The sequence below is a fragment of the Halobacteriovorax sp. genome, assembly GCF_041587335.1.
In the GTDB taxonomy this organism is placed as follows: domain Bacteria; phylum Bdellovibrionota; class Bacteriovoracia; order Bacteriovoracales; family Bacteriovoracaceae; genus Halobacteriovorax.
In genome coordinates this window covers 1-13,156 of the sequence record NZ_JBFGYP010000001.1, presented here as the reverse complement: position 1 = coordinate 13,156, position 13,156 = coordinate 1, and the positions used below count along the sequence as shown (strand labels likewise).

Annotated in this window: 9 protein-coding genes and 1 pseudogene; 7 read left to right on the top strand and 3 right to left on the bottom strand. The window is 34.8% G+C overall.

What is annotated here, in order from left to right:
* Positions 1 to 28: 28 nt before the first annotated feature.
* Entirely contained in the window at positions 29 to 979 is a 951-nt protein-coding gene (locus tag ABX784_RS00050; protein ID WP_372651128.1) for a hypothetical protein, read from the bottom strand.
* A 399-nt stretch (positions 980 to 1,378) separates the two neighbouring features.
* On the opposite strand from ABX784_RS00050, the gene ABX784_RS00045 reads away from it, so the two are divergent.
* Positions 1,379 to 3,085 carry a hypothetical protein gene (locus ABX784_RS00045; RefSeq protein WP_372651126.1) on the top strand — a complete coding sequence of 569 codons (1,707 nt, stop codon included), beginning with the start codon at positions 1,379 to 1,381 and terminating at the stop codon, positions 3,083 to 3,085.
* Positions 3,086 to 3,087: 2 nt separating this feature from the next.
* Positions 3,088 to 3,531, top strand: coding sequence for a hypothetical protein (locus ABX784_RS00040; protein WP_372651124.1), 444 nt, complete (start codon positions 3,088 to 3,090; stop codon positions 3,529 to 3,531).
* Here ABX784_RS00040 and ABX784_RS00035 read toward each other — a convergent pair.
* Positions 3,458 to 4,222, bottom strand: a complete 765-nt coding sequence (locus ABX784_RS00035) for a pseudouridine synthase (protein WP_372651122.1) — start codon at positions 4,220 to 4,222, stop codon at positions 3,458 to 3,460. The two genes, ABX784_RS00040 and ABX784_RS00035, sit on opposite strands and share 74 nt — an antisense overlap.
* Before the next feature lie 133 nt (positions 4,223 to 4,355).
* Between ABX784_RS00035 and ABX784_RS00030 the strand changes: the two genes are divergently transcribed.
* The 4 genes from ABX784_RS00030 to ABX784_RS00015 are packed head-to-tail and all read left to right on the top strand — an operon-like array spanning position 4,356 to position 11,045.
* On the top strand, positions 4,356 to 5,810 hold the full coding sequence (locus ABX784_RS00030) for a xanthine dehydrogenase small subunit (RefSeq protein ID WP_372651120.1): 1,455 nt from the start codon (positions 4,356 to 4,358) through the stop codon (positions 5,808 to 5,810).
* On the top strand, positions 5,810 to 8,119 hold the full coding sequence (xdhB, locus tag ABX784_RS00025) for a xanthine dehydrogenase molybdopterin binding subunit (RefSeq protein WP_372651117.1): 2,310 nt from the start codon (positions 5,810 to 5,812) through the stop codon (positions 8,117 to 8,119). Before ABX784_RS00030 ends, xdhB begins: the two co-directional genes overlap by 1 nt.
* Position 8,120: 1 nt before the next feature.
* Positions 8,121 to 8,900, top strand: a complete 780-nt coding sequence (locus ABX784_RS00020; protein WP_372651115.1) for an XdhC family protein — start codon at positions 8,121 to 8,123, stop codon at positions 8,898 to 8,900.
* A complete protein-coding gene (locus ABX784_RS00015) occupies positions 8,901 to 11,045 on the top strand; it encodes a patatin-like phospholipase family protein (protein ID WP_372651113.1) in 2,145 nt (714 codons plus the stop codon).
* 4 nt (positions 11,046 to 11,049) lie between these two features.
* Here the strand turns inward: ABX784_RS00015 and ABX784_RS00010 are convergent, their stop codons facing one another.
* Entirely contained in the window at positions 11,050 to 11,850 is an 801-nt protein-coding gene (locus ABX784_RS00010; RefSeq protein WP_372651111.1) for a response regulator, read from the bottom strand.
* A gap of 283 nt (positions 11,851 to 12,133) precedes the next feature.
* Between ABX784_RS00010 and ABX784_RS00005 the strand changes: the two are divergent.
* Positions 12,134 to 13,156 (top strand): annotated as a pseudogene (locus ABX784_RS00005) (hypothetical protein); the annotation flags it as partial.

The window sequence follows — 13,156 nt, the reverse complement described above, 5'->3', positions numbered from 1 at the left end:
TGAATGAGCTTCTCATTTAAGTCGTTATTTATCTAAAGAAACAACTCTTTTTCTTTAAGAACTCAAGTTGGTCATTCATGTATTCATCATCACCAGCTCTTTTCTTTAGAGCTGTGTAGAATGCCTCTTGCTTATTTGTTTGTCCATCGGCGTTGGCATTTGCTTCTTTAATAATTTTTGTCCATCCCTCTACTGTTTCATCATCCATGTCTTCACTGAATAGTTTCCAGAATGTATGAGGGTTTCTAGAGTCTATTAGGTTAGTTACTCCGTTTTGATCAGTACTAAATTCTCTAACAGCTTCGATTAATGCTTTTTGTTTCTTGTTTCCAGCTTCTGCTAGTCCTAGGAATAGACCAAGAGATTTTTCTTCTTCAGGTCTAAGCATTTTTGGAGTAACTCTCGAAAGATCTCCAAAGTTAAACTTAGCCATTTTTGTATTGATATAATTTGTTAATTGTCTTGGTTGCTTTGGAAGAGTTTGATCTAAAACCTTCTTCGCTGTAGTGTTATTAATTTCTTCTAATGTAAACTTAAAACCATTCTTACTAAGTACATCACTCACGCACTGAGCACATGCCAGCATAGTTGAACCTGTGCTTCCATGTCTGTTTGCTAGAAAGATAAGACTATTAATAGCATTAACTACGTCTTGTTTTTTTATTTTATCTTCAGGTTTATCAAGTAGAGCTAAGAGTGACTTTTTAATTTTCAAATCTTGTGAAGTTCCAGAGAGACCATTTAGTATCTCTTTCAGTTCCGCTTTAGTTGGAGTTTTTCCTGAGAAGTTTAGAGCCTGAAGTGAGTTTGATACATATCTCTTCACTCTAGGTATCGCTATTGCATCAACACCATTCTTAGTTAATATCTCTGCAACTCCAGAATCAAATATAAGGTAATCGATAAGCTTTCCACCTGCTGCATAAGCAGTATTTAGAGAAAGTATTAATACTAAAATTGAAATTTTCTTTAGGAGCATATCCTCTGACCTCGTAATTGGTTTATTTATTCAAATCATTCTAAATTCATATCGGTTAGATACAGTATTATCTTTAGCTAAATCGATGGTCTTAAGTACTTAATATTATTTAACACCTTCAGTAGCTATGGTGGAATATATTGGTAAAGGAGTGCTGGCTAAGAACCAATAGAGAACCTGTATTTTGAGATAAATTGAAGTCTCATTTTTTCAGTAATGTTATTTCAGTATCTTAGTGAGATGGCTATTTAGCTCTCTTCGATATAGCTCAGGTAATTTAGAATTCTAATCGATTCCTAATATTAAACTTCGTAAAATCAGTAGTTTATGGATTAAATATTTTTGCTAAAAAGTTAGCTCTGTTGTATCTTGTTGGTCCTTAGTTCTAAAGGAGCTTTTATGGGCAACAAGATAAATTACATTTTATGGCTATTTATTTTCATTTCAGCAATGGGCCCAGCTTTTTCAAAAACTGTTGAAAATGACCGTCTTGCAATATCTGAATTACAAGAGGAATGCTCCAATAATAAGAAATTTTTAATTAATGGTGAAGTTGATGTTGAGTGTGGTTCTTTATATCAACACTATAATTCGAGTTCATATAAGCAATATTCTCAATCTGGTGCCACTCGCAATGGAAAGGTTAGAATTAGTGGATTTAACTTATGGCACCCCGGTTCTTTAAATTCAGGATACAAAGATTATACATTAATCGCACAGATAATTAACAAATCAGATGTCGTTGGAGCTTTAGAGCTTCTCCCTCTTGTTAGTTTAGATGCAAAAAACAATAAAGAAGTTATCGATATTTTAGATGAGGGCCCAAGTGAACTTAGGTCTTTGAAGAAAGATTTAAATGAAGCAAGTCGAAATGGAAATCTAGATAAAGTTCAGACCCTTAAAGCTAAAATTGCTATTGTGTCTGATACAATTGATAGAGCACCTTCGCTTTATAGAGCTCCTGGATATTTGAAAGTCTTAGAAGAGTTAAGAAAGTTGGATAGCTCATGGTCTCTTATTTTGAGTCCACGTGGAGACTCTGCGAAGCCAACTCATGTTAAGGAGTTGACTGGTTTTTACTACAGAGCTCGATATGTAAAACCAATTGCTAACGAACATTGCCAAGAGACTTATTCTCGTACCTCTGGGAAGAAGTATGCTTGTTTTCCAAACCTAAGAAAGAGCTTTATGGGACGTGAAACGACTCATGTTTTTTCAAGAAGGCCACTTCTTGCAAGCTTCAAGAGTGGGCGCTTTGACTTCTCAATACTAGCTTCTCATGTTGTTTTCACTTCTCCTCATCCTGTTGAGGATAAAGAAGATATGGAAAATATACTGAAGCCTTCTTTTGGTGTGACTGATTATAAAGAACTAGGCGTGGGTCTTGATTCGACAAACTATGCAAGGTTTGCTGAAGCAAAGATCATAATGGAGCTTATGACTAAGCTTAAAAGTAAGTATAGAGAAAAAGACGTTATGTACGTTGGTGATATGAATTTGAATTCAGATAACCCTTATTGGAGTAATCTTTTAAAAGAAACAGGGAACCATGAGTTGCTAATTGAAGTTGAAACTAGTTTAAGCATAGCTAAGGAGAACTATAGAGGTACACCTACTAATGCTATGGCCAGTAATTATGATCACTTTATTGTTCCAAAAAATAGTTTTGCAAATTGCAGAAAAGAAAATAACGACTATGATACTTCCAGACTTGAGTACCTCTCAGGTGATGTTTATAAGTATATAAGTGATAATTATATTGTTCGCTCTAAAAGAATTAAGAGCTTGAATAAGGATTTAGAACAGATCTATCCGGATGATCAAATCTCGGAAGAAAGCTCTCTTGTTCAATTTGATTATCAGATGACTAAAACTGGTCAAAGACAAATGAAGAGAAAGGTAAATGCCTTAGAAGCTGAACTGAATAAGGTTTTTACTATCAAAAGAGGGCAAATAGTAAAAGATGATTCTAAGATCAATCAACGACTAGATTACTATAGAGACAGAGTATTTCTTTCTCAGCTTAATAATAATACGTTTTATAGAGTTTATAAGGAAATCATTAGTGATCACTATCCAATCTTTATGAACTGTTCAAACAAATAGTAATGACAAAAATTCTCTTTTCCATTTTCTTTCTAATATCAAAATCATTTGCAATGTGTGAGTACCCACATAACCCCCCGGGCGTATGTTTAGAGGGAAGTGTTGTGAAGATGGACTCAGTGAATACTAAGAATTACAAATGCCTTTTAACTGTTAAGGTTAAAAAATTAATTAGGCCTAAAGATACTTATATATTTAATTCAAATCTTGATCGTGTAGAGTTTAAAAAAGCCGAGAGCATTTCATTGAAAGAGGTGAAGCTTTATTCTACTAAGAGTTGTGAAGCAAAAAATATCAAAACAGTTGCTGAATACAACTGTAATGATAGAAACTCTGATATACCTGATATGAGCTTATTAGATAGTGGGTTGATTAAGACGAAGGTTCGAGATCCTTGGACAGAGAAAAATCCACAGATCGATTGCCAGTCACTTCTCTCCAAGTAGGAATATTTGAATAATCTATATTGATATTGTTGAGAAGTTCTTTTAATTCTTTTGTTAGTGGTGACTCAATATCTACTTTTAAAAAATCTAAATCAATTTTTAATCTATATGAGTGTAGAAATATTCGATGGAAGTTATGTGTCTCTCTGTAATAATTGTTTATTTTTCCCTTTCCATGCTTTGTATCGCCGATAAGGTGATGACTTGATCTAGAGAAGTGTCTTCTAATCTGATGAGTTCTTCCTGTTTCAATCGTAATCTGCATTAATGTTGCTCTCTCACTTGTAGTAAGTGGTCGGTACTTAGTTAAGGCCTCTTGCTTTACCTTTTTCTCATTTGAGAGTGAGAAGTTGAATATTCCTTCCTCTTCAATTTCTCCAAATGCTAAAGCAAGGTACTCTTTATGTACTTTTGTCTTATCGTGCCAATGTTCTTGAATACGTTTTACGATGTCTCCGTTGAGTCCAAACATGATGGCGCCGGACACAGGTCTATCTAGTCTATGAATAGGGTTAACTCTCTGACCTATTTGATCCCTAACCCTTCTCATTAAATTGTCTCTTTCATTTGTCTCTTTCCAGTAAGGATGTACTAAGAGGCCTGAAGGTTTTGTTACAATTACAATTTCTTCGTTTTGAAATAGGATTTCTATAGGTTCTGGTGGAGTTATTTCTGTTTCTTCTTCTATCATTAGTGAAACTTATCCTAAGTTTAAGTTCTTGTGAAGTTAAATTGCAGTGCGCATACCCTCCTAATGCAGATAGTGATTAACGAATTCATATAGTTTGTGTGATAATAAGGTCCTAAAATATTGGAGAAATTTAATGAGAGATTATATATCGGTTTTTATAAATGGTGAGCCTCGTCGCATTTCAGGAAACGAGGCCTTCATGACTCTATCTGACTATCTTAGATATGAGAGAGGTCTTGTAGGGACTAAGGTTGTTTGTTCTGAAGGAGATTGTGGTGCGTGTACAGTTATTATTGGTAATTCACACAAACTAAAGAATGGTGAGTTTGACTATGTTCCAGTTAACTCATGTATATCATTTATGCATATACTAGACGGCTGTCATATTATCACTGTTGAGGGGCTCAAAAACGATGAAGAGCTCTCTGAAGTTCAGGAGTCTATGGTTCGTAATCATGGAGCTCAGTGTGGATTCTGTACTCCTGGATTTGTTTGTGCAATGAATGCAGGGATTGAATCCAGCTTAAGAGATGGAAAAGAAATGAATGAGCAGAAGATGAAAAATTCTCTAACAGGGAATCTTTGTCGCTGTACTGGATATAAGTCAATAATTGAAGCAGGGCTAGATATTGACCTCAAGAAGTTTGTACCCCTAACTGAAAAGTTTGATACTAAGAAAATACTGAGTACTCTTACTCATGATATGTCTGTTGATGCCTACGTAAAAACCGATACAAACGAAGTATTTCTTCCAACAACACTACAAAGTGCAGTAGCAACTCTAAAAGAAAAAAAAGTAACTTTAGTATCAGGGGCAAGTGACCTTGGAGTTTTATATAATAAAAGAGGCCTAGATCCTGAGTCAATCTTGGGGCTTCATAATATTAAAGAAATGACTGAGATAAAAAAGAATAAAGACAGTGTCTTCATCGGTGCAAGAGTAAATCTACATCAGATTGAAGAAGAGCTTCGAGATGAGTTCTATGAGTTCACTCATATGATTCATATCTTTGCTTCTCCTCAGATTAAAAATAGAGCAACACTTATCGGAAACGTAGCTAACGCTTCTCCTATTGGAGACTCTATCCCTTTTCTTATGGTTGCCGGTGCAAGTGTTGTTTTAATGGGGACAAACGGAGAGCGAGAAGTAGAGATTAATAGCTTCTACTTAGGCTATAAGAAGTTAGATATGAAAGAAGATGAATTCATTAAGGGAGTGAAGATTCCACTTCTTAAGAAAGATGAAAAGATTAAATTGTATAAAACCAGTAATCGAAAAGATATGGATATTTCAATTGTAACCTTTGCGTCGAAGTACACGGTTGAGAAAGATGTCTTAAAAGATATTTCTATTGCAGTTGGTGGTGTCGGTCCTGTTGTTATGAGAGCAAAGAATACTGAAAGTGAGCTTATTGGACAGCAGTTTGATAAGGCCATCTTTGACAAAGCCGCAGCTGTTCTAAAGTCAGAAGTTACTCCTATTGATGATGTAAGAGGAAGTGCGAACTTTAGAAGAATCTTGAGTAAGAACTTACTGCTAAAGTTCTACGCTGAAGAAAGCTTAAATATATCAAGAGGAGTAAACTAATGACTGTAGGTAAAAATGTTCCTCATGATTCGGCGAGTACACATGTAAGTGGAGAGTCTATTTTTATTGATGATCGTCCATTTTTAAAGAATGAAATGGTCTGTGGTTTTCTTGGAGCACCTGTTTCTCACGGAAGACTTAAGGAAATCAGAGTAGAAAAAGCTTTAAATGTTCCAGGTGTTTTAGGAATATTTACTCACAGAGATTTAGCAAATAATAGATGGGGAGCAATTGTAAAAGAGCAACCGATCTTAGTTGATGATATTATTTCTTATGAGTATGAACCTGTATGTGTGATTGCAGCGGAGAATTATAAGGCCATAGAAAAAGCAAAGAAATTAATAGAGCTAGATATAGAAGAAATTGAATCTGTTCTTTGTATTCAGAAATCAATTGATAATAAAGACTTTCTAACTGCCGAGAAAAAAATTGCTCGTGGTGATTTTGAGAAAGCATTTGAATCTGCTCCACATACTCTTGAAGGAATTTTCGAGAATGGTGGGCAAGAACATTTCTATCTTGAGAGTCATGCATGTGCAGCACTACCTCTAGAGAATAATCAGATAGAAATACATTCTTCCTCTCAACACCCTAGTGAAACTCAACATGTTGTAGCTCAGTCTTTAGGGCTAAGTTACCACCAAGTTGTTTGTGTTGTTAAGAGAATGGGGGGAGGATTTGGAGGTAAAGAGTCTCAAGCAGCTCCTTTTGCATCTCTAGTAGGGCTTTGTGCAAAGAAGTTAAAGCGACCAGCTAGAATGATTATCAATAAAGATGATGATATGAAGGTTACTGGTAAGCGACATCCATTTAAAAACTTTTGGAAGGTTGCATTTGATAATGAAGGTAAAATTCTAGGCTATAAAATAAAACTATTTTCAAATGGTGGTGCATATACAGATCTTTCGGAGTCAATACTAGAAAGAGCAATGCTTCATAGTGATGGTTGCTACTATATTCCAAATGTTGAAATTCTTGGGCGAGTTTGTAAAACAAATATACATTCTAACACTGCCTTTAGAGGTTTCGGTGGCCCACAGGGGAACGCAACAATTGAGAGCGTTATAGAAGAGATTGCTCACTATTTAAAGAAAGACTCTTTTGAAATTAGAGAGAAAAATATTTATCAAGGTGAAGATTTACATACGCCTTATGGGCAACTCGTTGAACACAATACTCTTCCAGAGATATTAGAGAAGATTAAAATTTCTTCTGACTATGATAAAAGAAGAAAAGAGGTTGTTGAGTTTAATAAATCATCCCAGACTCACCTAAAGGGAATTGCAGTTACTGGTACGAAGTTTGGAATTGCTTTTACGGCGAGATTTTTAAATCAGGCAAATGCACTTGTTAATATGCATCTAGATGGGACTATTCAAGTTTCAACTGGGGCAACAGAGATGGGTCAAGGGGTTAATACAAAGATTCAGCAAATTGCTGCAGGCGCATTTGGGATTCCAGTTTCAAAAGTTCAGGTTATGCCAACTTCTACGGAAAAGAATCATAATACCTCTCCAACTGCGGCTTCTAGTGGGTCGGATTTAAATGGAATGGCAACTCTTATTGCATGTAATAAGATTAAGCAAAGATTGACTTCGGTATATAATACTCACCTTAGTGGAGGACTTACTCCTGCTGATGAAATAGAAGTCGATAATACCCAAGACTTAAGTCATATTGTATTTGAAGACTCATTTGTAAAGGATACGAAGAGTGGAAAGTCGATTTCACTAAAAGAGCTTATTTCAATTGCTTATTTAAATAGAGTTTCTATGGGTGACTATGCTTTTTATAAAACTCCAGGGCTCGGATTTGATAAAGCTTTAGGGAAGGGGCAGGCCTTTAACTACTACACTAATGGTATGGCGGTAAGTGAAGTTCTTATTGATAAATTTACAGGTGAAACAAAAGTATTGCGAACAGATATTTTAATGGACTTAGGTAGATCTATAAACCCTGGAATTGATATGGGACAAGTTTCTGGAGCATTTGTTCAAGGAATGGGATGGGTTACAGCCGAAAATTTAGTATATAGTGATACTGGAGTGTTACTTTCTCATTCTCCAACAACTTATAAAATACCAAGTATTCAAGACACTCCTAGAGAGTTCAATATTGATTTGTTAGAAAATAATACTAATGACGTATGCGTTCATAGATCAAAAGCAGTTGGTGAACCTCCGTTCTTACTTGGAAATTCAGTGTGGAATGCTATTAAAGATGCAGTTTACTCTGTTAGGCCTGAGAATGCTTCAAAGTTAAGGCTTCCTGCAACCTGTGAAGAGATAGTGACATTGTTAGATGAATAAATTGATACAAGAAATTTCTAGACTAGATAGTGAAGGGATCTGTTTTTGTGTGGCTACTTTAGTGGATACTAAGGGAAGTGCTCCACAAGATCGAGGTGCGCGCATCATTGTTTTTCCTGACGGTAAGTTTGAAGGAACCATTGGTGGCGGAAAGCTAGAAAACTTTACTCTTAAGAGGTCATTGGAACTTCTGTCTTTAGATGAAGTTAAAAATGTTGAATATTGCTCTGTAAATTTACAGAAAGATATTGGCATGACTTGTGGAGGTGTTGCTTCTATTTATTTTGAAGTATTTAATCGAAACCCATGGAATATTACTGTCTTTGGAGCAGGGCATGTTTCTCAGAGTCTATGTCGCTTCCTTGTTAAGCTTAATTGTAATTTAACTATCGTTGATAATAGGAAAGAATGGCTTGATAGATTTGATGATCTAGATGGTGTGAAAGTTATTCATCTTGAAAATATGTCCGATCACGTAAAGAGTATTCCTTGTAATAGCTTTGTTGTCTTAATGACAATGGGACATAGTAAAGATGTTCCAATTTTAAATGAAATATTATCTCAAGAGATTAAGTATCCTTACCTTGGAGTTATAGGTTCTATTGCTAAGAGAAATAGTATGGAAAAAGAGTTACGAGAAAAAGGCGTTGAGAATTTTGATTTTATATGTCCTCTTGGTGCAAATATAGGAGATAATTCACCTCCTGAAATATCCATAAGTATTATAGCTCAACTTTTGGAGTACAAAGATAATTTCTTTAAAACTCAAAAAAGGAAATAGATGAAAGGTTTATTACTGTTCGTTTTACTATTACTTTCGAGTAATTCCTTCGCAAGGCTTGCCTTAACCACTAGTGGTGGTGTCTCTCTTGGAGTTTATGAAGCAGGTTTTTTATACTATTCGATGTATCAAGAAAAGATGTCTCCAAGAAGAAGAGATAGTAACCTAATAGTTACTGGCGCATCTGCAGGAGCAATTAATTCATTCATTACTGCTATAGAAAGATGTTCAGAATTACCTGATGATCCAAGCGAGTCTTTATTTTGGAAAAGTTGGATTCCTTTAAATTTTGATAAATTTTTTATTAAAGAAGGTAGCAAAACAAATAGTTTTCTTCAAAGAGACTCTTTTTCTGATATCTTTGATATATTAGAAGATAGGTGGAATTCTGGATTGAAAAAGAATTGTGTATCCACACTGGGGATGACAATAACTAGAAAAAATCCATATGAATTGAGTGGTAGTCCTAAATTAAAATATACCCGAGTTCAAGAACAGATAGTTATCAAGATTATTGGGAATGGTGAAGGTAAAGAGCCTTCTGTCCAAAATGTTTTTTTAAAGGGCCGAGGAAGTCAGTTATTTCTTCCTTTTAATCTTAACGGAAAAAGTAACTTCTCTTTAATTAAGCAGTCTCTATTAGCATCCTCAAGTTTTCCTATAGCTTTTGAGCCTATGCTTTTAGATTATTGTATGGTTAATAATACTAAAAACAAAAAGTGTAACAAAGATAATGTTGAATCAGATCTATTCCTAGATGGTGGTATTTTTAATAATGCGCCATTAGACCTTGCTTATGCCATTGCCAAAAATGAAGGAGATGAGCTAAATACACAGTATATATACTTTGACCCATCTATTAAAAATTATCCTTTAGCTGTAGATGATGATTTCTCAAATGTTGCCCCAGGAATTGCTCAAGATTTTTTTAAGTTTGTACAAAATTTCGTAACTTCATCTAGAGGTGGACAGATATCTGATTTTCTACGAAATCACCCACATGTAGATGATCAGTTATATGTTCTAAAGAGTACAATGCCTCTAGCTTCTGAGCCTTTATATGGATTCTTTGGTTTTTTTGAGGAAGACTTTAGAGTATTTGATTTTTATATGGGAATGCTTGATTCAAAGAGAGCAAATGTAGAAAAATATCAACCCAAGTCACCCTCCGAAATTAATAAACTAAATACTCAATTGAAAGTTTTGGAATGTTTAGATGCTGTTTTTAATAATCATCATCCAACGATTGCTTACTGTTCGAGAATTCAATTTTCTCAATTTGAAAATTTTCGAGTTTTATTTCAAGTCTCAATTGAAAGTCTGTTTAATAATTGTGTAAATATAAAAAATAATAAATTTGTTGAAAATCATATTTGTAAAATAGCTCAAACTGGTCAAGGGCCTGAGGTCTTTGATAAAAATTGGGATCAAGATTGGAAAAAACTTAAAGATGAATCTCAGATAAGCTATATAATGAGGAGACTAGGACATTATGGGTTTGTCTTTAAAGATCTTAACGTTAAAGATAGAGGTGCTGATATAGGTCTTGTGAAGGTGAAGGAAAAAATTACTAAAGCGGTTCAGTATGCTTCTAAAGGACAGCCGAGTGATCACAAAGTTTTAATGAATCAGCTAGCATCACCTTTTATGAACTATTTATTCTATTCACCAAAACAAAAGAATAATTACTTCTTACTTGGTAATAACTCTTTAAATCTTGGGTCTTCATCTGTTGTTTCATCTTCAACTTTATCTGCCCTCTATTGGAGATATGGTTATGGGGTAATGGTAACAGGAGCTGATTTTATTTATAGACCTGAAGTAAAAGATGTTGGGTTTGTTCCATATCTTGGAATTTATGGTGAGCCAACAAGCTTTTCTACTCCTTTATTTCAGTATCGATTTGGATTGAGAGCGGGCTATCAATTCTCTACAAATGAAAGCTTTAAAATAGGACGTTGTAATATTAATTCTAGAGCAACAAATGCTTTTTCTAAGTGTTCAGACTTTGTTGTTTCAGGTGTTTTTAGTTTATCTATATTTGAAACTATTCGTGCTGAAGCTGTATTTAGTACGCTTCCATTAAATAGGGATGAAAAGAAGAGACCGACATATCTGTCAGTTATGGTTGGTCTAGAGTTTTAATTAACTATGAAGCTTTTAGAGAAATGTGTTTTCTCTTAAGGGCGCATTTTGAATAATATTCTAATTTCTTCTTTTTGATAGGTTTATCCATAAAGAATACATCTTCCCAGATAGACTTTTGGTTGAAGAGTTTAGGTGTATGACCAGTTAAAAAGATCATTGGTGTTTCTTTATTTTTAGATGAACCTTGTCTAAGGTATAGAGCAAACTCTTGTCCATTCATTACAGGCATCTTGTAATCACAAATGATTAGGTCGTAGTCCTCTATTTTACAGTCTTCTATTGCTTGTACGGCATTTGAGACATAATCAATCTCAAAAGTATCAGAGAGAAACTTATTGATTGTATTATAGATATCAATATCATCGTCAATTAAAAGTAGCTTACTTAATGAGTGATCCACTATCGTCTCCTTAATTTCTATTTCTTGAGGCTCTTCAAAGGAGTTAATCCTATCTTCTAGTTCTTCGAATAGAGGTGTGAAGCTAATATCACTCTTTAATTGTTCGATAGAACTTTGAATTTTATCAGTAAACTCAAGAAGAAGGTCAATGAATGCATCTGATACAGAAGTATCAGAATTCTTTTTCTCAAGAAGTAGATCTTCAAGTTTATGGGTTACAGATGCAATTGAGTGAAAGTCTGCGGCCTTAGAGTTCCCCTTTATACTATGGGCTGCTCTGAAGACAGCATCTAGGTCTAGGTTATTTAAGCTCTCTGGGCTTAATATATCTAGCAGTCCCTCTAGGGTATCTTCTAGTTCATTAATTGTTGATTTTTTTAATTCTATTTCAAATTCTTCCATAGTTTGCTTGTCGGTTAATTTTATTTAGAAACTTAGACAAATTTATAAATATCGTTAAATACTTTTTCCTGTTAATTACATTGCTGTTTTCACGAAGATTGCCAATTCTTGTGGTCATGAACCTTTAAGTATTTATATTCATATTATGGGGAATTTTTAACTTTTCTTCCTGAAATCAGTATGTTGAAAATATTAAATATTAGTTTTCCTTAAAATCATAAGAAATCTTGTTAATTGACCTACAATTAAATTCACATAATAAAACTGTACGTTGGATGAACTTATGAAACTACTGAAAATAAATTTATTATTTTTGTCTCTACTTATTGTTCCTAGTGTTGGTGCAAAAAGTTCAAGAAAAAGACATGACTCTACTGAAAAGGTTTCAATATCTGTCAGTTATAAAACTCCTACAAATGAGCTTTCTTTAAATGGTCAGGTTCAATTGCCTCGTTATATTAGAATGAAAAAGTCGAGGGGTACTTTAGGTAAATATAAAGTGTATGTAGATATAGATGACAGTATTTCATGTCTATACTCACCAGAGAGAAAGCCTTTGGCCCAATTATTAACTGGTGACTATAAATTATACTTTGATCAATGTGATGATAGAAAGAGCAATAGTGAAGTTAGGTTAGTTAATGATGTACTAAGGTTAAGAATAGAGGGGAGAACTCTTTTTACTTCTCGTAATTTTGTAGTTACTGCAAACTTCTTAGTTAAAGAAGCTGTTAGTGAAGTTGAAGGTCTAGAGTTCGAGGGGATCAATCCTATAATTGGTCAAGTCCTTCAATTTGATGGGGATCTTTGGGTTCCTACTGATTTACCTGAAAGAATTAATGGTGAAAAAGGTGATACAGGAGAGCAAGGGCCACAAGGTATTGCTGGTGAAAAAGGTGATACAGGAGAGCAAGGTCCACAAGGTGTAGCTGGAGAAAAAGGTGATACAGGCCCGCAAGGGCCACAAGGTGTTGCTGGTGAAAAAGGTGATACTGGCGCTCAAGGTCCACAAGGTATTGCTGGTGAAAAAGGTGATACAGGTCTTCAAGGTCCACAAGGTGTTGCTGGAGCAAAAGGTGATACAGGTCTTCAAGGTCCACAAGGTGTTGCTGGAGCAAAAGGTGATACAGGTCCGCAAGGTCCACAAGGTGTTGCTGGAGCAAAAGGTGATACAGGTCCGCAAGGTCCACAAGGTGTTGCTGGAGCAAAAGGTGATACAGGTCCGCAAGGCCCTCAAGGTGTTGCTGGTGAAAAAGGTGATACAGGTCCGCAAGGTCCACAAGGTGTTGCTGGAGCAAAAGGTGAT